Here is a 24597-nt window from a genome sequence, read left to right as displayed (position 1 = left end):
GAGCTTTCCCACCATGCAAAAACTCATCATCACCGCCGCCGTCAACGGCGGCATCACCAGCCGGCAAAAACATCCGGGCGTTCCGTTCTCGCCTGAGGAAATCGCCCAGGCCGCCTACGAATGCTGGAACGCCGGCGCGGCGGTGGTCCACATCCACGCCCGCAACCCGGACGGCACGCCCAGCTACGACGCGGACGTCTACGGCGAGATCGTCCGCCGCATCCGCGATCGCTGCGACATCCTGATCAATCTGAGCACCTCCGGCCTCAACCTGCCGCCGCAACTGGAGAAGAAGGAAGCCTGGAATCACCTGCCCTTCCGCCCCGACATCGCCTCCTTCAACTGCGGCTCGGTCAACCACGGCAGCAAGCCCTTCATCAATCCGCCGGAGCTGGCGCGCGCGCTGGCCTTGGACATCCGCGAATACCGCGCCAAGCCGGAGATCGAGGTCTACCACCAGGGCATCATCGGCGAGGCGCTGAAACTGCAGGAAGATGGCTACCTGAGCGGCCCGCTGTGCTTCAGCTTCGCCATGGGCATACAGGGCGGCGCGGCCGCCACTTGCAAGAACCTGCTGCATTTCGTCGAAAGCATTCCGCAGGACAGCGTGTGGTCCGCCCTGGGCATAGGCAAACACCAGCTGGCGATCAATCTGCACACCCTGCTGCTGGGCGGCCATGTTCGCACCGGCCTGGAAGACAACGTCTATTACCGCTACGGCGAACTGGCCCGCGACAACGCCCAACTGGTGGAGCGCCTGGCGCGCCTGGCCGGCGAAGTCGGCCGCGAGATCGCCTCCCCCGCCGAAGCCAAGCAGATTCTGGGCATCCACTAAGAACATGTTTACGTTCTCGCGAGCAAGAGCGAGACAAGGCGAAAACGGCTGAAGAAGCGGAGTGTACATACGGTACATGAGCATTCCGAAGACGGTTTCAACGCCGTATCGCCGATGCGCAGCAGATCGTAACGCCAAGCCATTCAAAGGACACACTACATGAGCACGATCGATCCGAATCCGCACAAAGAACAAGGTCTGGAAATCTACGGCGCGCCGCTGAACCAGGCCAAACTGGCCGTGGTGCTGCTGCACGGCCGCCGCCAGAGCGCCCAGGACGCCTACAAAAACGGTGAGGCCATCGGCCTGGCCGACGTCGCCTATATCCTGCCCATCGCCAAGGACCGCACCTGGTATCCGCACAGCTTCATGGCGCCGCTGGAGAGCAATCAGCCCGCGCTGGATCAGGCGCTGGATTGCGTCGAGGCCACCATCGAAGAATTGCGCGGCTACGGCTTCGCTAACCGCCAGATCGTATTGATGGGCTTCTCCCAGGGCGCTTGTCTGGCCGCCGAATTCATCTATCGCCGCCCCAGCCCGATAGGCGGGCTGATCGCCTTCTCCGGCGGCCTGTTCGGCCCCGACGAGTCTGCCTGGGGCGAGCCAACCGCGGCGCTGGACTTCCCGGCCTTCTTCGGCACCAGCGACAGCGACAGCTGGATGCCGCTGGAGCGGATCCAACGCAGCGCCGAGACCTTCCGTCGCGCTGGCGCCAAGGTGGATTTCCGCGTTTATCCGGACATGCCCCACCACGTTTGCGCCGACGAAATAGACGCGGCGCGCGATTTGCTGTCCGCGCTGTTGCAACCGCAAACCAGCTTGAGCTGAGAGGAAACCGCAATGACCGACGCCTTCATCTGCGACGCCGTGCGCACACCCATCGGCCGCTTCGGCGGCGCCTTGTCCGGCGTGCGCGCCGACGATCTGGCCGCGGCGCCGCTGCGCGCCCTTCTTGAGCGCAATCCGGGCCTGGACCCGGCGGAGATAGACGAAGTCATCCTGGGCTGCGCCAACCAGGCCGGCGAGGACAACCGCAACGTGGCCCGCATGAGCCTGCTGCTGGCCGGCTATCCGGAGAGCGTCCCGGGCCTGACTGTGAACCGCCTGTGCGCCTCCGGTCTGGACGCGGTGGCGCTGGCGGCGCGCGCAATCAAGTCCGGCGAGGCCGAGCTGCTGATCGCCGGCGGCGTGGAATCCATGTCGCGCGCGCCCTTCGTGATGCCGAAGTCGGAAAAAGCCTTCGGCCGCGACATGCAGATCTACGACACCACCATAGGCTGGCGCTTCGTCAATCCGGTGATGGAGAAGCAATACGGCGTGGACACCATGCCGGCCACCGCGGAGAACGTGGCGCGTGAATTCGGCGTTAGCCGCCAGGATCAGGACGCCTTCGCGCTGCGCAGCCAGCAGCGTTACTTCGCCGCGCTGGAAACCGGCGCCTTCGCCGAGGAAATCGTGCCGGTGACGATTCCACGCCGCAAGCAGGACCCGCTCATCGTCAGCCGCGACGAACACCCGCGCCAGACTTCTCTGGAGGAACTGGCCAAGCTCAAGGCGCTGTTTGGCCCGGAATCCAGCATCACCGCCGGCAACGCCTCCGGCGTCAACGACGGCGCGGCGGCGATGATCATCGCCTCGGCTTCGGCGGCGCAACGTCACGGCCTGCGTCCGCGCGCGCGGGTGCTGGCCTCGGCCAGCTCCGGCATCGCGCCGCGCATCATGGGCGCGGGCCCGATAGAGGCCAGCCGCAAGGCGCTGCGCCAGGCCGGCCTGGGCATCGAGGACATCGACATCATTGAACTGAACGAAGCCTTCGCCGCTCAGGCGCTGGCGGTCACCCGCGCGCTGGGCCTGCCGGACAACAGCGAACGCGTGAATCCCAAAGGCGGCGCCATCGCGCTGGGCCACCCGCTGGGGATGAGCGGCAGCCGGCTGGTTTTGACCGCCGCCGCGCAGTTGCAGGCCAGCGGCAAGCGCTACGCGCTGTGCACCATGTGCGTGGGCGTGGGACAGGGCGCGGCTCTGATTCTGGAGCGGGTATAAGCCGGACGAGGCGGCCATGACGGCCGCCGCCAAACCATACGAGGGGGGAAACATGCATCAACACGCCAATATCAAAAAAGCCATTCAGTTGAGTAACAGCTTCTGGGACATCACCACCCAGGCCGGCATGGCCAATATCGTCACCCGCAACCTGGGCGACGGCCGTCACGAGGCGGTGGCCAACGGCAAGCGCTTCGTCAATATGTCGTCCTATTCCTATCTGGGCCTGGACTCGCACCCGGACATCCTGCAAGCGGCGGCGGACGCGGTGTTGAACACCGGCTCGTTGAATACCTCGATTTCGCGCATCCGCGTGCAGTTCGACATCCTGCAGCAGGCGGAGGACGCGCTGGCGGAACTGGTGGATGCGGAAACGCTGACCGTGCCGTCTTGCGCCGCCGCCGCCGCGGCCGCCCTGCCCCTGCTCGCCTCCGGCGCGCTGACCGAGGATGTGCCGCCCTTGATGGTGTTCGACAAGAACGCCCACTTCTGCCTGAACATGATGAAGCCGATCTGCGCCGACGAGGCCGAGATCCACACCATCCGCCACAATGATCTGAACACGCTGGAAGACCTGTGCAAAACGCATGCGCGCGTGGCCTACGTCGCCGACGGGGTCTACAGCACCGGCGGCATGGCCCCGGTACCGGAGCTGCTGGCGTTGCAGGACAAATACGGTTTGTTCCTGTTTTTCGACGAAGCTCACGGTCTGTCCACGCTGGGCCGCCATGGCCGCGGCCTGGTGCTGGAAACCATGGGCGGCATCAATGAGCGCACCTTGATCGTCACCTCGCTGAACAAGGGCTTCGGCGCGTCCGGCGGCGCCATCTTCCTGGGCCCGCGCCACCACGCGGAGCGCCGTAAGCTGGCCACCCGCTTCGGCGGACCGGTGACTTGGTCGCAACGCATCAACACCGCCGGCCTGGGCGCCATCATCCAGTCCGCGGCCATTCATCGCTCCGAGGAGCTGCCGCGCCTGCAACAGCGGTTGCAGGACAATATCCGCCTGTTCGACCAACACGTGGCCTCCGACAATAGCGGCGAGCCGCTGCCCATCCGCTTCGTCTCCATCGGCTCGGAAGAAAACACCATCTTCTACGCCAAGAGCTTGCTGGAAGACGGTTTCTACACCTCGCCCATCTTCTTCCCGGTGATCGCCAAGGGCCGCGCCGGCCTGCGCATCATGATCCGCGCCAATATGAGCACGCAGGAGATCGAACGCTTCGCCGCCTGCCTCAATCAGTTGCGAGCCGCCCATGAATGAAAAAACCCTGACCGCGCCGCAAGCGGCGCTGGCGCAGCCGGCCGGCCGGCTGATGGTGCTGGCCTGCCTGATCGTGTTCATGGCGCAGATGGCCACCACCGTGTATCTGCCTTCGCTGCCGGCGGTGATGCGGGAATTGGCGATGAGCCAGAGCCTGGTGGAGATGTCCATTTCCGGCTACGTGGTGGGCGCGGCCTTGCCGGTGCTGTTCTGGGGCTCGGCGGCCGACCGCTGGGGCCGGCGCGGACCGCTGCTGATTTCGCTGGCGCTATTCATCGTCTGCAGCCTGCTGCTCGCCTTCGTGTCCAACGCCGCGGAGCTGCTGACGCTGCGCGTGGCGCAAGGCATCGCCGGCGGCGGCGCGGCCATCATCGCCCGCATCATCGTGCGCGATCACTGGCGCGGCGACGATCTGGCTCGCAAATTATCCGTGCTGTCCATCGCCTTCATCACCGCGCTGGGCGGCGGCCAGTTCATCGGCGGTCTGATCGGCAAATACAGTCATTGGGAAGCCGGTTTCGCCTTGATGGCGGTCACCGGCGCCGTGGCGGCGCTGCTGACCATGGGCCTGCCGCTGCAAGCCGGCCGCCCGGCCGCCTCGGCCTCCGGCCCCAGCCCGTACTGGCGCATTCTGCGCCGCCCCGGCTTTCTATGGCCTGCCTGCGCCGGCGGCCTGGGCTTCGCCACCACGGTGACCTTGCAAGAAGTCAGCCCCTTTGTGTTTCAGGAGCACTTCGGCCTCGCGGTGGCCGGTTTCGGCAACGTCGGCCTGTTGATCGGCCTGTCTTACTTCAGCGGCGCCATGGTGGTGAACCGTCTGGTGGCCCGCGTGGGCGGGTTGCGGCTGATGCGCGCCGGCTCGGCGCTGCTGGCCGCGGCCACGCTGGCCATGCTGCTGGGCTGGCATCTGGGCTTGTTGGAGCATCAGCCCGGCTTGTGGCTGTTCATCGGCCTCTACTGCCTGACCATCTTCGGCCAGGCGGTGCTGTTTCCCAACAGCATGGCCACCGCCGTCAGCGACGCCAAGGAACACGGCGCGCATGCGATGGCCTTGTGCGGCTTCCTGCAGCAAGGGCTGGCCGGCATCGCCGCCACCGTCTCGGTGCTGCTGCATCACGATGGCGCCTGGACGCTGGCGGTAGCCGCCCTCGGCCTGTTGACCCTGTCCCAAGTGCTGTTCAAGGTGCGCCCGCGCGCGTCCTGAATCGAGGAAGCTTATTCATGTCCCGTATTGAATCCCGCGTTCCCGCCTCCGGCGAGGCGTTTGAACGCAATGCCGAAGCCTACCGCCAACTGCGCGAGCGCATCGCCGCCGCCCGCGACGCCGCCCTGCAAGGCGGCGGCCCCGAAGCGCGCGCCAAACAGGCGGCCAAGGGCAAGCTGTCCCCGCGCGAGCGCTTGTCGCTGCTGCTGGACCCCGGCACGCCCTTTCTGGAGATCGGCCAACTGGCCGCCCACGACGTTTACGACCACGCGGTGCCCTGCGCCGGCATCGTCACCGGCATCGGCATCGTCGCCGGCCACGCAGTGGCGGTATTCGCCAACGATGCCTCGGTCAAGGGCGGCACTTATTACCCGCTGACACTGCGCAAGCATCTGCGCACCCAGCAGATCGCCCGCGAACAAGGCCTGCCCTGCCTCTATCTGGTGGATTCCGGCGGAGTCTACCTCCCCTTGCAGGAAGACATTTTCCCGGATGAGCAGCACTTCGGCCGCATCTTCCGCAATATCGCCGAGATGTCGGCGCTGGGCCTGCCGCAGATCTCCGCGGTGCTCGGCTCCTGCACCGCCGGCGGTGCCTACATCCCGGCGATGAGCGACGAAACCATCATCGTGCGCGGCAACGGCTCCATCTTTCTGGGCGGCCCGCAACTGGTGCGAGCCGCCACCGGGGTAATCGTGGACGCGGAAACCCTGGGCGGAGCCGACGTGCACGCCCGCGACAGCGGCGTGGCAGACCACTATGCGCTGAGCGACGAGCACGCGCTGCGGCTGATGCGCGACATCGTGGCCCGCCGCGGCCGCGGCAGGCAGTACGCACCGCCGCAAACGCCGCGGCCACCGCGTTATGATCCGGCTGAGCTGGCCGGCATCGTCAGCGCCAACCCGCGCGAACATATTCCGGCGCGGGAAATCCTGGCCCGGCTGCTGGACGACTCCGCCTTTGCCGAATACCGCGCCCGCTTCGGCGCCACCATTCTGTGCGGCACCGGCCACATCGGCGGCTATCCGGTGGGCGTGCTGATCAACGACGGGGTGTTGTTCTCGGAGAGCGCGCAAAAAGCGGCCAACTTCATCGAACTATGCGCGCAACGCGGCATTCCCCTGCTATTCCTGCACAATATCAACGGCTTCATGGTGGGCGCGGAATACGAGGCCGGCGGCATCGCCAAGCACGGAGCCAAGATGGTCAACGCCGCCTCCTGCGCCCGCGTGCCCAAATTCAGCATCCTGATCGGCGGCAGCTACGGCGCCGGCAATCTGGCCATGTGCGGCCGCGCCATCGGCCCGCAGTTGATGGCGATGTGGCCCAACGCCAAGACCACGGTGGTGGGCGGGGAGCAGGCGGCAACAGTGCTGGCGCTGATCCGCGCGGAACAATTGGAAAAACAGGGCAAGGCCTGGACGCCGGAAGAAGAGGAAAGCTTCAAGCGGCCGATCCGCGACGCCTACGAGCGCCAGGGCCAGGCGCTGTACGTGGCGGCCCGCATGTGGGTGGACGCCATCGTCGACCCGGCCCAGACCCGCGAATGGCTGGCGCTCAGCCTGGCGCTGGCCGCCGCCGCTCCCGTCCAAGACACCCGCTTCGGCGTTTTCAGGATGTAAACACCATGTTCAAACGAATTTTGATCGCCAACCGCGGCGAGATCGCGCGCCGCATCGCCCGCAGCTGCCGGCGGCTCGGTATCGAGCATGTCGCCGTCTACTCCACGGCCGACGCCGACGCCGCGCACCTGGAAGGGGCCGCGGAGCGGCGCTGGATAGGCGAGGCCCCGGCCAGCGCCAGCTATCTGAATGGAGAGGCCATCATCGCCGCGGCGCTGGCCAGCGGCTGCGAGGCCATTCATCCCGGCTACGGCTTCCTCTCGGAAAACGCCGACTTCGCCCGAGCGGTGACCGCCGCCGGCCTGGTTTTCATAGGCCCGGACGCCGACACCATCGCCCAGATGGGAGACAAAGCGCGCGCGCGTCAGTTGATGGCGGCGGCGGGCGTGCCGGTAACGCCGGGCTCGGCGGAGGCCACCGAATCCTACGGTCTGATCCTGGAGAGCAGCGCCGAGATAGGCTATCCGGTCATCCTCAAGCCGGTGGCCGGCGGCGGCGGAAAAGGCATGCAGGTGGTGTGGAAAGAAGCCGCGCTGCGCGAGGCGGTGGACGCCGCCGTGCGCGTCGGCCGCTCCAGCTTCGGCGACGGCCGCTTGCTGGTGGAGCGCTACATCGCCCAACCGCGCCACCTGGAAGTACAGGTGTTCGGCGATAGTCACGGCAATGTGGTGCATCTGTTCGAACGCGAGTGCTCCTTGCAGCGTCGCCACCAGAAAATCATCGAAGAGGCGCCGGCCTGCGCGATGCCGGCCGCCACCCGCGCCGCGCTGCTGGACACCGCGGTGCGCGGCGCGGCAGCCATCGGCTACCGGAACGCCGGCACTTTTGAATTCATCCTGGCGCCGGACGGCCAGTTTTATTTCCTGGAAGTGAACACCCGCTTGCAGGTGGAACACCCGGTTACCGAGGCCGTCACCGGCCTGGACTTGGTGGAATGGCAGCTGCGCGTGGCCGCCGGCGAAGCCTTGCCGCTGCGCCAGGAGGAGATCCGCGCAGATGGCCACGCCATCGAGTGCCGAGTCTACGCCGAAGACCCGCTGCGCGAATTCGCGCCCATGCCGGGCAAGGCGCTGCTGGCGCGCTGGCCGCAAGGCTGCCGAGTGGACGCGGCCTTCGACGGCGGCGGCGGCGAAGTACCGGCCTTCTACGATCCGATGCTGGCCAAGCTGATCGCCCACGGCGGCAACCGCGGCGCGGCGCTGGACACGCTACAGGCCGCCGCGCGCGACACCGCGCTGCCGGGCCTGACCAGCAATCTGGGCTTCATCGACCGGCTGCTGCGCGAACCGCGAGTGCGGGCCGGCCTGCTGGACACCCATCTGGTCGACCAGCTCGCCGCCGCGCCGGAAAGCGCGCCGGTGGCCGAAGCCGTCGCCTGCGCCGCAGCCGTCGAACTGGCGCTGAACTGCGCCGAATCATCCTCGCCCTGGCAGGGCGGCATCGGCCCCCACGACCGCGCCGCGCTGGACCCGGACGCGCCCTTGGGCCGCCTGAGCTATCGCGCCGGCGCTTCGCGCTGGCAGGCCCGGCTGCTGGAACGCGCCGGCGCCCATGCCCGCGTGGCGGTGGGAGAGCGGAGCCTGTGCGTGGAACTGAGCCGCGACGGCGAGCTGTGGCGCGGCGAGGTGGACGGGCTGCGCTGGAGCGCCCTGCCCTGCGGCGACGATATGGAGCTGACGGTGGGCGGCCATCGACTGCGCTTACAGGCGGAGCAGCCGGAGGCCGCCGAGGCGGACGCCGACGCCGGCCAACGGGTGACCTCGCCGATGCCGGGCACGGTGGTGGCGCTGCCGGTGGCCGTCGAACAGCGCGTGGAAGCCAACCAGGTACTGGCCGTGGTCGAAGCGATGAAGATGGAAAACCGGATCTATGCGCCGCGCGCCGGCGTCGTCAGCGCGCTGCACTGCCGGGTGGGCGACATTGTCGCCGCCGACCAGGTGCTGGTCAGCGTCGCGGCCGACGACGTGTGATCGCGCTCTAGCCGCTCAGCCATGAAAAAAGCGCGGGCCACGGCCCGCGCTTTGTCTTGGCTTGCTGACGTTCAGGACTGCGCGGTGGCGCTCAGGCCGGCCAGCTGTTGGCGTTCCGGCTGCCGGAAATCCACCGCCATCATCACGGATAGCGCGGTGATGGTGATGATGGAAAAGAAGAACACCTGACGCGCCCAGACGCGGTCGTCGGTGCTGCTCTTGTAGCCGGACAAGGCCATCTTCAGCCACCACAGGCTGGTGGCTCCGGCCACCGCCAGATAGCCGTAGCCGGCGTATCCGCCGAAAGCCAGCATCGCGGTGGCGGCGCCGAAGGCCAGGATGTAAAGCACGATCTGGCGCTTGGCGCTGGAAATGCCCTTGACCACCGGCAACACCGGAATCCCCGCCGCCTGGTAATCCTGCAGGCGGAAGATGGCGATGGCGTAGGAATGCGGCATCTGCCACAGACAGAACATCAGCAGCAGGATAGCCGCGCCGGCGTCGAAACGGCCGGTCACCGCGCAGTAGCCGGCCACCGGCGGCACCGCGCCGGACAAGCTGCCCACCAGGGTGCCGTACACCGAATGGCGCTTCATATAGAGGCTGTACACCCCCACATAGATGACGAAGCCGAACAGCACGCAGCCGAAGGCCAGCGGATTGGTCCAGCGCCACAGCGCGTAGAAGCCGGCCAAGCCGAGCAGCAGGCCGTGAGCCAGCGCCGCCCGGGTGCTCATCGCGCCGGTGACCAGCACCCGCTTGCGGGTACGGGCCATCTTGGCGTCGATGTCCTGGTCTATGCAGTTGTTGATCGCACAGCCGGACGCCACCACCAGCGAGAGGCCGGCCAGCGTGGCCAGCAGCAAGCTCCAGTCAACCCGGCCCTGGGCCGCCAGCAGAAAGCCGCCGACGGCCGAGATCAGGTTGCCGAAGATGATGCCCGGCTTGGTCACCTGCAAATAGCGCTTGAATTTCAAGGCGGTCTCTCTCAACGCCGTCTCAACGCATCATCAGCGCGTCGGCGGTGTAGATGATCCAGATCGACAGCCCGACCAGCAGCACGATCACCATGCCGGTGAACAGGAAGGACATGGTGTTGAGCTTGCCCTCCTTGCTGAAGTCCAGGTGCAGGAAATACTTCAGATGCACCACGATCTGCACCACCGCCAGCGCGAAGATGCCGATGGCCGTCGCCTGCGGCGTGAAGGCGCCGCCCATCACCATCCAGAACGGAATGGCGGTGAGCACCACCGACAGCAGGAAGCCGATCAGATAGCTTTTCACGCTGCCGTGCGCGGCGTGTTCATGTGCCTGGCTCATCCCATGGCTCCTTTCAGGTAGACGACGGTGAACACGCAAATCCACACGATGTCGAGGAAGTGCCAGAACAGCGACAGGCAGTTCAGGCGCGTCATCGCGCGGCCGGTCAGGCCGGTCTTGGCCACCTCCATCATCATCACCGCCATCCAGATCAGGCCGGCGGTCACGTGCAGGCCGTGCAGACCCACCAGGCCGAAGAAGGCCGACAGGAAGGCGCTGACCTGCGGGCCGTGGCCCTCGGAGATCAGGTGATGAAACTCGTTGATTTCCAGGCCGATGAAGGCGGCGCCAAACAGGAAGGTCATGCCCAGCCAGCCCAGCACCGCGGATTTATTGCCCTTCTGACCGGCGATCATCGCAAAGCCGTAGGTGATGGAGGACAGCAGCAGCGCCGCGGTTTCCACCAGCACGTATTGCAGATCGAAGATATCCTTGCCGGACACGCCTTCCGCCACATTGCGGAACAGCACGGCGTAAGCCGCGAACGCGCTGGCGAACAGGATGCAGTCGGTCATCAGGTAGAACCAGAAGCCCAGCACGGTTTGCGAACCGCTGTCGTGGTGCTCGTGGTCCTCATGCGCTTCGTGCGCGTCTTTTACATAAGTCGTCATGTCGGATTCAGCCCCTTACGCGGTGGTGGTCGGACGCACAGCCTTTTGCGGCTGGGCCGGATCACGCTCGGTGTAGTTGTCCACGTCGATGCCCAGCTTCTCGAAGCGCTCGCGCTCGATGGCTTCCACTTCCTCCGGCTGGACGTAGTAGTCCAGGTCGTTGTCGTAGGCGCGCGCCAGCATGCAGCCAACGATGCCCACCAGGCCAAAGATGGCCAACCACCAGATATGCCAGATCAAGGCGAAGCCCAGCACCGTGGTAAAGCCGCCGATGTAGACGCCCACCGCGGTGTTCTTGGGCATGTGGATAGGCTCGTAGGACGACGGCACCGCATAGGCCACGCCTTTTTCCTTCATGTCGGTGAAGGCGTCGATGTCATGCACCACCGGCAGCTTGGCGAAGTTGTAGAACGGCGCCGGCGACGAGGTGGACCACTCCAGGGTATGGCCGTTCCACGGGTCGCCGCTGACGTCGGCGAGCTTCTTGCGGTCGCGGATGCTAACCGCGATCTGCAGCAGCTGGCAGGCGATGCCGCAGGCGATCAACAGCGCGCCGAACAGCGCCAGGTACAGCCACGGCTCCCATTCAGGATTGGTGGTGTAGTTCAGGCGGCGGGTCATGCCGAGGAAGCCCAACACATACAGCGGCATGAAGGCGAACATGAAGCCGATCTGCCAGAACCAGAACGAGGCCTTGCCCAGTTTCGGGTTCAACTTGAAACCAAACACTTTCGGGAACCAGAAGGTCACGCCGGCCAAGTAGCCGAACACCGCGCCGCCGATAATGGTGTTGTGGAAGTGGGCGATCAGGAACAGGCTGTTGTGCAACACGAAGTCCGCGCCCGGCACCGCCATCAACACGCCGGTCATGCCGCCGATGGAGAAGGTAACCATGAAACCCAGCGTCCACAGGATGGGAGTTTCAAAGCGCAGGCGGCCGCGGTAGATGGTGAATAACCAGTTGAACAGCTTCACCCCGGTCGGGATCGAAATGATCATGGTGGCGATGCCGAAGAAAGCGTTGACGCTGGCGCCGGAACCCATGGTGAAGAAGTGATGCAGCCATACCATGAAGCCCAGGATGGAAATCGCGCCGCTGGCGTAGATCATGGACTTATGGCCGAACAGGCGCTTGCCGGTGAAGGTGGACACCACCTCGGAGAAAATGCCGAAGGCGGGCAGCACCAGAATGTACACCTCGGGGTGACCCCAGGCCCAGAACAGGTTCAGATACATCATGGCGTTGCCGCCGGCTTCCGCGGTGAAGAAATGGAAGTCCAGGTAGCGGTCCAGGCTCAGCATGGCCAGCGCGCCGGTCAGGATCGGGAAGGAACTGGCGATCAGCACATTGGCCCAGGTGCAGGTCCAGGTGAAGATGGGCATGTCCATCAGCTTCATGCCCGGAGCGCGCATCTTGATCACGGTGACCAGGAAGTTGATCGCCGTCAGCGTCGTCCCTATCCCTGATATCTGCAAGGCCCAGGTGTAGTAATCCACCCCCACGTCTGGACTGAATGCAATGCCGGCCAAGGGCGGATAGGCCACCCAGCCGGTGCGGGCGAAGTTGCCCACGCCCAACGACAAGTTGACCAGAATCACCGCCGCCACCAGCAGCCAGAAGCTCAGCGAGTTCAGGAAGGGGAAAGCCACGTCGCGCGCGCCGATCTGCAGCGGCACCACGATGTTCATCAGGCCCGTCATGAACGGCATCGCCATGAAAATGATCATGATCACGCCGTGGGCGGTGAAGATCTGATCGTAGTGATCGGGCGGCAGCACGCCATGGCTGCCGCCCGTGGCGATGGCCAGTTGCGCGCGCATCATCAGCGCGTCGGCGAAGCCGCGCAGCAACATGATCATGGCGACGATGATGTACATCACGCCGATCTTCTTGTGATCGACCGAAGTCAGCCACTCATGCCACAGATAGCCCCATTTGCCCATTTTGGAGATCAGGGCCACCAGCATCAGCCCGATCAGGCCGGCGCCGCCCAGCGCGCCCATCACGATGGGTTCGTGGAAAGGGATGGCGTCCAGCGTCAGTTTGCCTAACAGCATGTCTTGATTACTCCTTCACCGTCAGCGGTTCACACAGGCTCTTGGCCAGCGCGGCCAGCTTGACGTCGGCCTCGGTGGCGGCCAGCGAGGTGCGGCCGGTCATGTATTTGTGCAACACGCCCTGGAACAGATAGGGGGTGACGGCGCCGTAATAGGTCACCGGGTTCTTTTCGCTAGGCAGCACCAGGCCGCGATAGCCGTTGACGTCCAGCGTCTTGCCGGAAGCCTTGACCTTGGCCACCCAGGCATCGAACTCAGCCGGCGTCTTGGTGGCGACGGCGTTGAACTTCATGCCGGAGAAGCCGGCGCCGCTGTAGTTGGCGGAGAAGCCCTTGTACACGCCCGGCTCATGCGCCAGCAGATGCAACTGGGTCTGCATGCCGGCCATCGCGTAAATCTGGCCGCCCAATTGCGGGATGAAGAAGGAGTTCATCGCGGCGTCGGAAGTGATCTTGAAATTCACCGGCACATTACTGGGGAAGGCCAGCTCGTTGATCGTGGCGATCTGCTGTTCCGGGTAGATGAACAACCATTTCCAGTTCAACGCCACCACCTGCACCTCGATCGGCTTCTGATCCGAATCCAGCGGGCGGTACGGATCCAGCTTGTGGGTGGTTTCCCAGGTGAGCACGGCAAGGAAGGCGATGATGATGCAGGGAATCAGCCAGACCACCAGCTCGATCTTGGTCGAGTGCGACCATTTGGGCTCGTAGACGGCGTCCTTGTTGCTGGCTCGGTACTTCCAGGCGAAGAACAGGGTCATCACGATCACCGGGATGACCACCAGCAGCATCAGCGCGGTTGCCGTGATGATCAGGGACTTCTGCTCCGCCGCCACCGGGCCCTTGGGGTCAAGGATTCCGCCTTGACACCCGGCGAGCAGCAACGCCGAAGCAACAGCAAGTCCCCGCCACAGGCGTGAGGGTCTTTGGTTTCTCATCATTTACGACTTTACGGGTTGAACATTCTTGTTATCTCGCCCGGGCGCTACGGCTGCGCGCCATCGGCCCCGGCGGCGGTAATCCAGGCCCGGCTCATGACCGGACGGCAACAGCGAGCCCTTGCGCGGCCGACGGCCATGCAAATGCTATCGTCATAATAAAAAACAATGCGGAACTCGCAGCGCGAGCTGATCAAAATCGAAAGGTCGGTATGATCAATCGACAGGGGCGACGTGAATCGCTCCAAGTGGATGACGCGACAGGAGAGCGGCGACAGCCGGCTTTCTCCTGCTGGGACATCACAACGCTGACAGCCGGCGAACCCTCGGGCGGAGACGCGTCTTCCAGCGGGCAAGCAGCCCTGGACGGCGCAGAAAGCGGCGGGAGCATCCCGGTTGTGAAGCCAGGCGGCGCTATTAAAAACAGTTCGCCCCTAACTTTCAAGGGCAAATTTGATCCAGGTTAATGGCCGCCCGCAGGGCAAAACCAGATCACTTGTTACAGATCAATGACGAAAATAACGCCCAAGCTCAGACATGGCGTGATCTAGAACGAAAGCATGAAGTAAATACTCGAACATATACACAGTTTCAAACTGTTACAAAAAAGCAGGAACTCCACCCTTTGCTGTGCACAAAAACAACGCGATTCAATACAAATCGCAACAAAAACATAAACCAAACCGTATGGATTGACAGCCGCGGGAAAAGCCCTTCCCGCGTGCTTCAGGACTCAGGCAGGCATAGCAAGGCATTGCGCAGAAACTCTTCGAAGCTGCGGCTTTCCACCAGCCGGACGCCGGCGCGCTGGCGCATGAAGGAAACGAACAGTTCGTAGATCGCCATCGCCTCCTCGTACTCGGTCTTGCTGATCGCCAGCAGAAAAATCACCCGCGCCACGCTGCCCTCGCCCCAGGCGACGCCGTGCGGCGCGATGATGGTGCACACCGTGGTTTTGCGCGCCAGCAGGCCCAGCGAGTGCGGCAAGGCGATACCGTCGCCCAGCATGGTGCTGAGAATGTCCTCGCGCTCGCGCACCGAAGGCAGGAAATCGGCGTCGACATAGCCCTCCTCGCGCAACTGCCCGCAAACACGCTCGAACAAGGCCTGCTGACTCAGTCCCGCTTCCGCCACCCAGAAATGCTTGGCGGAAAAATAGCGTTCCAACATATAAGGCCGGGTACGGTCCACCGCCACCAGCCGCGCCAATTGCTCCAACTGGTAATCCGATGGAAACGGCGACAGCAGCGCCACGGGCTTGCGCTTGTCTTCCAAGCGCACCGTGGACACCACGAAATCCGCGCTCACATGCTCCAGCGCCTCGTATTCCTGACAGGACAAGGAGGCGCATACCTCCAACTGCGGGAAACGGCGCCGCAACACCGCCTCCAACGTGCGCAGCGTGGCGTTGCCGCCGTCGCACACCAGCAGGGCCTGCGGCCGGCGCAGATAGCCGATCTGGTAATGGCGCTCCAGCCCCACGCCGATGTGCAGCACCAGATAGCCGATCTCATTTTCCGAGATCCGGTACGGCGAGTGCTTGGCCCAGCTAGACACCGCCGCCAGCGTGAAGTCATAGGCCAGCGCGTAATGCTGCTTGATGTCGGCCAACACCGGATTGGGCAGATTAATCTGGTAACGCACCCGGGTGATCATGGTTTTAACGTGGGTGATCAGGTCCTCTCGCAATTGCCGGTCGGCGCGCAGATCGTAACGGTAATGGCGGTTGATGTAGTCGAGGATGTAGCAGACCAAGGCGTCGGCGTCGTCGGCGTTGATCGCGCTGGGCAACATGCCGGTCAGGCTGCGCGCGGCAATGTTGACGCAGAGAAAGGCCCGCTCGGCGGCGGCGATTTCCACTCCGCTCATGCGCCTCAGCAGGCCGACGATATGCGTGGCGGCCTGATCCACCGCCGGCAGCGTCTCCTCGCCGCAGAAGTCCTGCAGCGGAAAACCGTCGACGATGCGCTTGGCCGCCACCGCGCAATAAAAGGTCAGAAACTGAGCGCCATCGTCGCTGAGACGGACGCCGGCGCGGCTCAAACAGCCTGGCAGGCCGGCGCGCACCGTCGCCAGCGCGTCGGCCAGCACCGGGTCCGCGCTCAACAGCGGGTGGTCCGGCCGCTCCGCCGCCAGTTGCGCCAATAGATCGCTAAGGCAGACGCGGATGGAGGATTCCGCGCCCAACAGCTTCATGCCGTAGTGCGGCTTGGCCTCTATGCTCAGACCGTAAGCGGCCAGACGCTCGCGCACCTCGGCCATGTCCGCCTGCAAGGTGGCGCGGCTCACGCACCAGGCGTCGGCCAGATCTTGCAGCTTCAAGGCGTAGGCGGAGCCTAGAAATTGAGCCAGCAGGTAGTGCACCCGCTCGCCGGCCTGTCGCGGGATGGCGCGGCCGGAACCGGCCTGCGGCCGCACCCGCTGGAAGCGTTCCGGGTCGTCGGCCTGCAGCCGGTAGCCCTCGCCGCGCTTGAGCACGAAGCGCGCGCCGTGCTCGGCCAGAATGGCGTTGAGCGCGTCGATGTCGTTGCGCACGGTGCGGGTGGACACCGCCAGCCGACGCGCCAGCTCTTCCTGCGGCAGCGCTTCCGCCTGCAGGGCGGCAAAGGCCTGGGCCAGCCGTTGATAGGGGAATTTGACCATGAGCCTCTTTCTTGAACCCATCCGCGCCCGGCCTCCCCGGGCGCGTCTACAACAAGGCTTTCACCATCGACAGCAGCCGTTCAACGTCGCCCGGCCGGGTTTCGCCATTCGCGTCGATGATGGAGCTGTACACATGCGGAATCACCTTGGGCACGCCGGCCTCCAGCGCCAGGCGGACGATCTCGCTGAAGTTCTCCAGCGAGATGCCGCCAGTGGGCTCCAGCCAGAAATCATGGCGCGCGCAGGCTTCCGCCACCGCCAGATACTCGTCGCGGCAGTCTAGTCCTCCCATGGGAAAGTACTTGATCGAACTGCCGCCCATATCCTTGAGCATGGCGATGGCGGTGTCCACCGGCGCCGCGCAAACGGGCGATTCTGCGCTGAGCGGACCGGTGGACACCTTCACCAGGCCAGGAATGCCGCTGGGCGAAACCAGGCCGTTGACCACGGTACGCGCCTGGCCCAGCAGCGCGCGGCTGGCGCCGACGCCGGTGAACACCTGATTGACGTGCTGCGGCTGCACTTGGCCGGCAATGGCGCTGACCATGTCCGACTGGCGCGGATCGCCGGCGCCCAGCCCCACCGACAAGGCGTTGTCGATCAAGGCCGCGTATTCGCGCATGTCGGCAACCGCGCTGTCCACATCGGCGTAGTTCTTCGACAAGACTCCCACCAATACGTGTCCTTCCGCCGCCTGGTGGATATCTCTGGCATTGTGCTTGCTTCCCGCCAACACATTCAAGCAAACGCGGCCTTGATAAAAATTGGGTTCCAGTTTCATGCTTGTTCTCCCGTCAGCAAGCGGCGGATGCGCGCGCTGATCTGTTCCAGCTGGGCGGCGTCCACGCTGCGCGCGTCCACTTCCAGCTTGCCCTCGTTAGCCCGGTATTCCCGGAAATAAATGGCGATGTCCCCCTGTTTCAGCGCGGCGGCCGCGGCGGCCGCGCTGAGGCCGGACGCGGCGGCGTCAAAAGCGATCTCGGCGCGAGCGATGTCGCGGCCGGCGGCGTCCCAGACCAGCCGCGCGCTCACGCCGGCCAGTTGGTTCAGGCCGGCGATGAAGGGCTGCAGCCGTTCCGCCATGGCCGCTCCGCTTTCCTTGTCCTGTTTGAGATAGCGTTCGATCGCGCAGGTCAGGCCCAGGATGCCCTCCTTGCCCACCTTCATCGCCCGGCCTATGCCCTGGCTTTGCAGCTTGACCCATTCCACATACTGGCGGCGGCCCAGCACCAGGCCGCTGGTCGGCCCCTCAATCGCCTTGGCTCCGCTGTAGATCACCAGGTCGGCCCCTTGCAGGTAGTAGGCGCGCAAGTCCTCCTCCGCCGCCGCATCGACGATCAGCGGCACATGGCGGCGGCGCGCCACCTCGGCGGCCTCGGCCACGCTGAGCACGCTTTTCTGCAAGGCGTGATGCGACTTGATGTACAGAATGGCGGCCGTGTCGGGCCCCACCGCGGCCTCAAGCTGCGCGGCCGAACACTCATTGCCCCAGCCGGCTTCCACCACCTGACCGCCGCCCAGCGCCACCATGGTGCCGACCGGCGCGCCGAAATTGACGTTGTGCCCTTTGGGCAGCACGATTTCACGCGGCCCGTTGACTGCCTGCGCGTGCAGGTTCACCAGCAGGCGCGGATCATCGCGGACAATGACCGCGGCCACCGACTGAGCAATGCCGGCGGAAGCGCAGGACACCACGGTGGCGGCCTCCACCTCCAGCAAGCGGGCGATGTAGTCGCCGGTTTTGTCGACCAAATCCTTCATCTCGAAATACTGGCCCAGGCCCTGCGCCACCGCGGCCGTCACCTCCGGCGCAGGCGTGGATACGCCAAGCATGGTCATGCGGCCGGAGGCGTTGATCACCGGTCGCAGCTGGTACCGTTCATAGATTGAAGACATGGCAAGCCTTTCCTTGTTCGGTGGGCAGCAAAACGCCGCCCGCCACCGCCGCCAGCGGCACCAGGTTACGCACGCAAGTCAGCGTGTCGCCGTCGCTGTCGCTCAGCGGCCGCGGCGCGGTTTCGATGTCGAAAATGGTGAGATCGGCGTCCGCGCCTACTTCCAGCCGCCCTTTGCCGCTGAGCCGCAGCGTCTCTGCCGGCCGCCGGGTCACGCAGTCCAGCACCCGATCCAGCGGCATGCCCAGGCTCAGGAATTTGGACATCACCGCCGCCAGGCCGAACACCGGCCCGCTGACGCGGTTGCGGCAATAGATGTCCGAGCTGATGGTGTCCGGGTACACGCCCAGCGCCATGGCTTCGCGCGCTACGCGGAAACTGAAGCTGGCGCTGCCGTGGCCGACATCCAACAACACGCCGCGCTCGATCGCGGCCCGCACCGAGGCGCGCAGCGCGCCGGCGGCGTCCAGGATGCGGTTGGGCTTGCCATTGAAACAATGGGTGACGATATCGCCCGGCTCCAGCCATTCTGCGATCTCGTCCAGCGACGGCGGAGTATTGCCGATGTGCACCATCAGCGGCAGCGGCCCAAAGCGGCGCTGGATCTCCTTGGCCCGCGCCAGCGGCGCGATCCCGTTGGCGCCGACCACGCTGCCGCTCAGCCGAGCCTTGATGCCGACGATGAAATCGCGATGAGCGCGGATCGCCGCGCCCGCCAACGCCACGTCGACATCGTCTAGATTGGCCAACTCATGCTGAGTGGCGAGGCCGATGCGCGAAATATTCAACAGCGCGCGCACATCGGTGCGGCAGCCGCCGGCCAACTCGCGGAAAGCGGCGACATCGTCGGCTCCGACGCTCCCCGCGTCCACTACCGTGGTGACGCCGCCGGCCACGCCCACCAGGTCCGGCTCATCGTGATAAATCGGCGAAGCCGGGTTGCAATGCACATGGCCGTCTATCCAGCCGGCGCTGAGCCGCCAACGGCCATCCAGCCGCACCGTGCGCCGGGCCGGTCCTTCCTGGCGCCCCAGCCCCGCGATCTTGCCGTGGCGGACGGCGACGTCCAGCACCGAGCCATCGGCCAGCAAGGCATCCTTGATCAGCAAGTCATCCATCAGCGCCTCCTCAGGCAATCGCCACCGGGAACAGCGTGCCCAGCAGCATCGCGCCGAGGATGGCGCCGCCGGTGATGGGTTTGCCCCACAGATAGAAGACCAGCGCGCCCAGCAGCGAGCCCACGCCAATGGGAATGGACGCCGCCATCGCCGACAGGATGATCAAGGGGCCGAGGAAGCGACCAGAGGAGTTGCCGGCGCCCATCATCACGTCGGCGCCGTAAGTGGAATTGCCCTGATTGATGGTGAATTTGCGCGCAAAGACAATCACCGCGCCTATCAGCAGGCCGATGACCAGGCCGGTGGCCAGCGCCGCGCCGAAGTTTTCCACCGGAAACAGAATCCCCGCGCCGAGGAACATGGCCGGAATGCCGAGGCCGACGCCGGTCATGATGGCCCCGCCTATGTCCAGAATGCCCACCAGCGAGCCTTCTATCACCCGGGCAAAGAGGAAGCTGGCGCCGAAGGCCGCCACCGCGCCGTAAACGCCGGTATCCATGCCCGCTCTCAGCATCGAGACGAAAGCCACCTCGTTGAAAGCGCCGATGCCGTAGACGTAATACATATGCGTGCCGGCGAACACGCCGGCGGACAACAGCCCCACCAGCAGGGGAAAAGACCAGTCCGCCAGCCAGAAACCGCCGGCTTGTGCTTGTTCAGTCATCATTCTCTCCTTCAGCCTCAAGCGCCGCGCACGGCGGCGTGCACCAGTTCCAACCAGGACGGGGCGTTCAAGTGGAAGCTGCTGAGCAACTTCAGATCAAAGCCGCGGAAGAAGGCGCTGAGCGCGAACAAGGCCACGATAGCCGCCATCATCAACTTGGTGATCTTGTTCCAGCCGCCCTCGTCCACTCCCTTGCCGATCAGAATGCCCAGCACCAGGCCCGGCACGGCATTGCCCATGATCAACTGGGCCAGACCGCCAAACACCGTGCCCCACAAACCGGAGCGACGGCCGGCCTCAATCGCCGCCAGCCAGAAAATCACCGGCATCACGGTATTGACCAGCAGATTGGCCGCGGGCACCAAGACCTTGACCGCGGTGATTTGCAGCGAAGCCGGCACCGCCGAAGCGGTGGTGTTCAGGAAGGCCACCAGCAGCATGCCTATCACCCCGCACACCAAGGCCATCTTGCGCGGGTTGTGCAGGGTCTCCGCCAGGTTGCGGTTGCGCGCCAGCAGCGCCGCCGCCCCCCAGTGCGGGATCACCCGGTGATCGATGTCCTGAGTGAAAGCGCCGGCCGCCACCGACGAGGCCCAGGCGTTGAAGAAAAAGCCCAGGCCGAAGGAAAAATGCGAGGCCGGATCGCCCTCGCAGGAATTGAGTTCGCCCAGGGTGCGAAAGGCGCCCATGCCTTGGGACGTTGGCGCATGGAACATGCGGGCCGCGCCGGCGCCCACCGCAACCCCGACCAAGCCGCCGATCAACAGCGACTTGAGAAGAATGATCAGAAGCATGGCTTCCTCCTCTGGTATGAAACGACAGCCAGCGCCTAAGCTTGGCGCACAGTGAACGGCACGGCCTCGATATCCAGTACGGTCACGCTGACCTCCACCTCCAACGTGACGGCATAGCTGAGCCGGTCCCGCGGCAGAAAGAAGAACAAAAAGCGCTCGCGACGGCGGACTTCCTCCGCCGCGACCACCGCCACCCGCAGGGGCTCAATGCGCAGCAGCACCTGATGGCCGGCCGCCGTCACCGCGCGCTGCACGCCGGACAAGGCATCGGCGCAAGCCTGAGCCTTGCTGTCGCCGCGGCCGCTGACCGTCACGCTGGATTCGAAACGCCTTTGCATCGCTCAGCCGCCGTATTTCTTCAAATAGGCGGCCACCAGCCGCTGCCCCAGCTCTTCCTTGTCCATGAAACCGAACCCGAGCACGGTGTAGCCCTCCTCGATCGCGGTCACGCCCTCCTCCACCGAGCGCATGCCGTATTTGGCCTTGTAGCCGTACTTGGTCTGCGCGGTGATGGCGCCGGCGCCGCCGCTGCCGCAGAAGGAAATCCCCAGCTGCGCGCCCTCCGCCTGCATCACGTCGCCCAATTTCATGTCCGCGGCCATGCCCGGAACCACCACCGCGCGCGCGCCGGCGGCTTCCGCCCCCGCGCCCACTTTCTGTCCCTTGCCCAGGCGGTCGCCAATCACTACGGTTATCTGCGTCATGGTCTTCTCCTCTATCTCTCTAGCTTTGCACGGCGGACTTCAGGCCTTGTTCTTGGCCATCTCGAAATGAATGGACAGCAGCAGCGCTTCTTCTTCCGGCAGGTTGCCGAATAAGGCCACCACGGCGGCGGACAAACGCCGCGTAGTGTCCGAGATCTCGTCGAACAGGCTCTTGTCGAAATCCGGCAGGCACTCTCCGGTCAAGGAACGGCGCGCCATCGCCAGCACATGCGAATCCAGCTTCTGCTGCTGAACCTCGGTCAAATATTTGCCGGCCGCGTCCAGCAAGGCGGGAACCTGCCCCAAAACCTGGTCCGCCAGACGACGGATAGCGGCCTGGTCGACAGCGATGGGACGGACTTGATCGTTCATGGGGTTTCCTTTGCAAAACGGTTGGCGATGCCGAGAAACTGTAATCAAGCCGCTGCCAACTGTGGACCGGTGGATTTTCCGCTTCGAAACGGAAATCGCCTGCTCGCCGGACCGGAACAACACCGTCCTGACCGTGCTTGCAGTTGAAGCGCGCGGCGGCTCGGGCGATACTTCGCGGATTGACCACTGAATAGATGGATGCAAGGCATGACTCACCGCATCGTGTTTGTAGAAGACGACGCCGACCTGGCCGAGCTGATCAGCGACTTCCTGTCCCGTCATGAAATGGACGTGGTTGTGGAGCCGCGCGGCGACGCCGCGCTGGACACCATAGCCCGCGAAGCGCCGGATCTGGTGCTGCTGGACATCATGTTGCCCGGCAAGGACGGTCTCTCCATCTGCCGCGAGCTGCGCCCCAAGTTTGACGGCCCCATCATCATGCTGACCTCGCTGGACAGCGATATGAACCAGATACTGGGCTTGGAACTGGGCGCCAACGACTACATTCTGAAAACCACGCCGCCCTCGGTGCTGGTAGCGCGGCTGCGCGCCCAATTGCGCAACCTGCGGCCCGCTCCGGCCAACGCCGACGCCGCCGCGCCCAAGCCGGGCACCCGGAAAGTGGTGTTCGGTCAGTTGGCCATAGACCCGATCAGCCGCGACGTGACGCTGGCAAACGAAAAGATTCCGTTGTCCACCTCGGACTTCGATCTGCTGTGGTTGCTGGCCAGCCACGCCGGCGAAACCCTGAACCGAGATATCCTGCTCAAGGAAATGCGCGGCGTCAGCTACGACGGACTGGACCGCAGCATAGATGTGGCCATCTCGCGGCTGCGCAAAAAACTGGGCGACAACCCCAGCGAGCCGTTCCGCATCAAGACCGTGCGCAACCGCGGCTATCTGTTCTCCTTGTCCGGCTGGGAGTAAGCGCGCATGCGCCGATTGTTCATCCAGTTCTACCTGCTGCTGATGACCTGTTTCCTGGTGGCAGTGGTCTTGGTGGGCGCGGTCTACAAACAGGCGGTGGACGATGTGGGCGAGCGCTATCTGTCCGACCTGCTGCGTACCACGCTGTCGCTGATCGAGGCCGATTTGCGCGGCGTGCCGGAAGACCGCTGGAGCGAAACGCTGGCCAACTCCGATCACGGCTTCACCTTCCGCGTCAAAGTGGAAAAGATGAGCAGCTATCTGCTGGACGACGAATCCAAGCAGGCGCTGGACCGCGGCGAAATCGTGATGCTGGAAGATAAATACGTATTCCTGCAAAAACTGGAGGACAGCAACTACCTGTTGGTGGCCGGCCCGCTGCGCTATCTCTTTTTCCTGCATCAGCTCAAATGGTTCGACTACGCACTGCTGGGCTTCATCGGCCTGTCGCTGGCGATCCCGGTTTTCCTGTGGATGCGTCCGCACTGGCGCGATCTGGTGGCTCTGGAACAAACCGCCGGCAAGCTGGCCAGCGGCAACCTTTCCGCCCGCGTCGATCTACCGCCGCGCTCTGGCGTCAGCCAGTTGGGCGTCGCCTTCAACCACATGGCCGACAATATCGCCGCGCTGATCAACAGCAAGAAAACACTGACCAACGCCGTGGCCCATGAGCTGCGCACGCCGCTGGCGCGGCTGCGCTACCGGATGGCGCTGCTGGAAGGAGACGAAAGCAGCCCGGAGCGGCAGGCGATCGAACGCGACTTGTCCGCCATCGACAAACTCGTGGAAGAATTGCTGCTGCACGCGCGGCTGGACCGGCCTGAAGCGCCTCTTAAGCTCAGCACCTTCGACGCCATTCCCTGGGCCAAAGACCGCATCTCCGGCCAAGCCGCATTGACGCAGGACATTCAGTGGCTGGAGCCTGCCGGCGCCAGCCTGGCCATCACCGCCGACGAACACCTGCTGACCCGGGTGCTGGACAACTTCCTGTCCAACGCCCGCCGCCACGCCAACCACCTGGTGCAAACCAGCATCATCGTCGAGCAGCGCCACTGCATCATCATGGTGGACGACGACGGCCCCGGCATTCCCGAACAAGACCGCAGCCGAGTATTCGACGCCTTCGTGCGGCTGGACGAAAGCCGCGGCCGCAAAACCGGCGGCCATGGTCTGGGCCTGGCCATCGTCGCGGGCATCGCCCGCGCCCACCGAGGCGAAGTCAAAGTGGAAAGCTCGCCGCTGGGCGGCGCGCGCTTTCTGTTCCGCTGGCCGATCTGAACCCCGCCGCCGCCAAATATGTACATTCCGTAACATTGGGATACACAGAGAGCATAGACTCAGCCCCTTGTCATGGTTAGCATTTCGGCCTGAAAAGGATTATGTGTCCACTTTCATACCAATCCAAGAAACTTAGGAGTTTCACAAATGAAAAAGCTGGCTCTGCTTGCTCTGACCGCTGCTTTCAGCCTGGTGTCCGTTAACGGCTTCGCCGCTGAAAAAGCTGCTGCTTCCGCTCCGGTTGCGATCCACAAGGCTAAAAAAGCCGAGAAAAAAGTAGCGAAGAAAGAAGCTTCCGCTGCTCAAAAAGCTCAGGCCGCCAAAGCCGAAGCTTC

24 protein-coding genes are annotated in these 24597 nt (G+C 64.6%); 10 read left to right on the top strand and 14 right to left on the bottom strand.

The genetic code is table 11. The annotated features are described in order from the left end of the window. Window positions 1-13: 13 nt before the first annotated feature. From BR71_RS21795 to BR71_RS21765, 7 genes are all read left to right on the top strand, one after another. Window positions 14-835 carry a beta-keto acid cleavage family enzyme gene (locus tag BR71_RS21795; RefSeq protein WP_043642161.1) on the top strand — a complete coding sequence of 274 codons (822 nt, stop codon included), beginning with the start codon at window positions 14-16 and terminating at the stop codon, window positions 833-835. Between the two features lie 159 nt (window positions 836-994). Next, complete coding sequence (locus tag BR71_RS21790) at window positions 995-1663, top strand: alpha/beta hydrolase (RefSeq protein WP_043642159.1); 669 nt, start codon at window positions 995-997, stop codon at window positions 1661-1663. A gap of 12 nt (window positions 1664-1675) precedes the next feature. Then, window positions 1676-2878, top strand: coding sequence for a 3-oxoadipyl-CoA thiolase (gene pcaF, locus BR71_RS21785; RefSeq protein WP_043642154.1), 1203 nt, complete (start codon window positions 1676-1678; stop codon window positions 2876-2878). A gap of 52 nt (window positions 2879-2930) precedes the next feature. Then, window positions 2931-4142: an 8-amino-7-oxononanoate synthase family protein gene (locus BR71_RS21780; RefSeq protein WP_043642152.1), complete on the top strand. Its 1212-nt coding sequence runs from the start codon at window positions 2931-2933 to the stop codon at window positions 4140-4142. Continuing rightward, entirely contained in the window at window positions 4135-5346 is a 1212-nt protein-coding gene (locus BR71_RS21775; RefSeq protein WP_208854925.1) for an MFS transporter, read from the top strand. The genes BR71_RS21780 and BR71_RS21775 overlap by 8 nt, the downstream gene beginning before the upstream one ends. 17 nt (window positions 5347-5363) lie before the next feature. Further along, the gene (locus BR71_RS21770; RefSeq protein WP_043642150.1) at window positions 5364-6968 is read left to right on the top strand and encodes a carboxyl transferase domain-containing protein; all 1605 of its coding nucleotides are present in this window, start codon (window positions 5364-5366) and stop codon (window positions 6966-6968) included. Window positions 6969-6973: 5 nt separating this feature from the next. Then, entirely contained in the window at window positions 6974-8938 is a 1965-nt protein-coding gene (locus tag BR71_RS21765; protein ID WP_043642147.1) for an acetyl/propionyl/methylcrotonyl-CoA carboxylase subunit alpha, read from the top strand. A 71-nt stretch (window positions 8939-9009) separates the two neighbouring features. Here BR71_RS21765 and cyoE read toward each other — a convergent pair whose 3' ends face one another. The 14 genes from cyoE to BR71_RS21695 all read right to left on the bottom strand — a co-directional run bounded on the left by cyoE (window position 9010) and on the right by BR71_RS21695 (window position 22057). Next, the gene (gene cyoE, locus BR71_RS21760; protein WP_039754342.1) at window positions 9010-9915 is read right to left on the bottom strand and encodes a heme o synthase; all 906 of its coding nucleotides are present in this window, start codon (window positions 9913-9915) and stop codon (window positions 9010-9012) included. A 22-nt stretch (window positions 9916-9937) separates the two neighbouring features. After that, on the bottom strand, window positions 9938-10258 hold the full coding sequence (cyoD, locus tag BR71_RS21755; protein ID WP_043591087.1) for a cytochrome o ubiquinol oxidase subunit IV: 321 nt from the start codon (window positions 10256-10258) through the stop codon (window positions 9938-9940). Next, entirely contained in the window at window positions 10255-10869 is a 615-nt protein-coding gene (gene cyoC / locus BR71_RS21750; RefSeq protein ID WP_019100421.1) for a cytochrome o ubiquinol oxidase subunit III, read from the bottom strand. The genes cyoD and cyoC overlap by 4 nt, the downstream gene beginning before the upstream one ends. Before the next feature lie 15 nt (window positions 10870-10884). Further along, window positions 10885-12927 carry a cytochrome o ubiquinol oxidase subunit I gene (gene cyoB / locus BR71_RS21745; RefSeq protein WP_043642145.1) on the bottom strand — a complete coding sequence of 681 codons (2043 nt, stop codon included), beginning with the start codon at window positions 12925-12927 and terminating at the stop codon, window positions 10885-10887. Window positions 12928-12934: 7 nt separating this feature from the next. After that, on the bottom strand, window positions 12935-13867 hold the full coding sequence (gene cyoA, locus BR71_RS21740; protein ID WP_043591143.1) for a ubiquinol oxidase subunit II: 933 nt from the start codon (window positions 13865-13867) through the stop codon (window positions 12935-12937). A 726-nt stretch (window positions 13868-14593) separates the two neighbouring features. Further along, a complete protein-coding gene (locus BR71_RS21735; protein ID WP_043642142.1) occupies window positions 14594-16510 on the bottom strand; it encodes a BglG family transcription antiterminator in 1917 nt (638 codons plus the stop codon). Window positions 16511-16556: 46 nt separating this feature from the next. Next, a complete protein-coding gene (gene dagF / locus BR71_RS21730; RefSeq protein WP_043642140.1) occupies window positions 16557-17291 on the bottom strand; it encodes a 2-dehydro-3-deoxy-phosphogluconate aldolase in 735 nt (244 codons plus the stop codon). Beyond that, on the bottom strand, window positions 17288-18406 hold the full coding sequence (locus BR71_RS21725) for a DgaE family pyridoxal phosphate-dependent ammonia lyase (protein WP_043642138.1): 1119 nt from the start codon (window positions 18404-18406) through the stop codon (window positions 17288-17290). Before BR71_RS21725 ends, dagF begins: the two co-directional genes overlap by 4 nt. After that, window positions 18390-19523: an amidohydrolase/deacetylase family metallohydrolase gene (locus BR71_RS21720; protein ID WP_043642136.1), complete on the bottom strand. Its 1134-nt coding sequence runs from the start codon at window positions 19521-19523 to the stop codon at window positions 18390-18392. Before BR71_RS21720 ends, BR71_RS21725 begins: the two co-directional genes overlap by 17 nt. A 10-nt stretch (window positions 19524-19533) precedes the next feature. After that, on the bottom strand, window positions 19534-20187 hold the full coding sequence (locus tag BR71_RS21715; RefSeq protein WP_043642134.1) for a DUF4310 family protein: 654 nt from the start codon (window positions 20185-20187) through the stop codon (window positions 19534-19536). A 17-nt stretch (window positions 20188-20204) separates the two neighbouring features. After that, window positions 20205-20981: a DUF4311 domain-containing protein gene (locus BR71_RS21710; protein WP_043642133.1), complete on the bottom strand. Its 777-nt coding sequence runs from the start codon at window positions 20979-20981 to the stop codon at window positions 20205-20207. Between the two features lie 35 nt (window positions 20982-21016). Then, a complete protein-coding gene (locus tag BR71_RS21705; protein WP_043642131.1) occupies window positions 21017-21319 on the bottom strand; it encodes a DUF4312 family protein in 303 nt (100 codons plus the stop codon). 3 nt (window positions 21320-21322) lie between these two features. Beyond that, window positions 21323-21685, bottom strand: coding sequence for an SFCGS family glycine-rich protein (locus BR71_RS21700; protein WP_043642128.1), 363 nt, complete (start codon window positions 21683-21685; stop codon window positions 21323-21325). A 39-nt stretch (window positions 21686-21724) separates the two neighbouring features. Further along, on the bottom strand, window positions 21725-22057 hold the full coding sequence (locus BR71_RS21695) for a hypothetical protein (RefSeq protein ID WP_043642126.1): 333 nt from the start codon (window positions 22055-22057) through the stop codon (window positions 21725-21727). 207 nt (window positions 22058-22264) lie between these two features. Between BR71_RS21695 and rstA the strand changes: the two genes are divergently transcribed. From rstA to BR71_RS24540, 3 genes are all read left to right on the top strand, one after another. Beyond that, window positions 22265-22984, top strand: a complete 720-nt coding sequence (rstA, locus tag BR71_RS21690) for a two-component system response regulator RstA (RefSeq protein ID WP_039755039.1) — start codon at window positions 22265-22267, stop codon at window positions 22982-22984. Between the two features lie 6 nt (window positions 22985-22990). Further along, window positions 22991-24262, top strand: a complete 1272-nt coding sequence (gene rstB / locus BR71_RS21685) for a two-component system sensor histidine kinase RstB (protein ID WP_043642124.1) — start codon at window positions 22991-22993, stop codon at window positions 24260-24262. A gap of 147 nt (window positions 24263-24409) precedes the next feature. After that, window positions 24410-24597: hypothetical protein (locus BR71_RS24540; protein WP_043642121.1), on the top strand; the 188-nt coding region annotated here is incomplete at its 3' end.

The organism is Chromobacterium haemolyticum DSM 19808, assembly GCF_000711885.1.
GTDB lineage: Bacteria > Pseudomonadota > Gammaproteobacteria > Burkholderiales > Chromobacteriaceae > Chromobacterium > Chromobacterium haemolyticum.
This window is presented reverse-complemented; position numbering and strand designations above follow the sequence as displayed.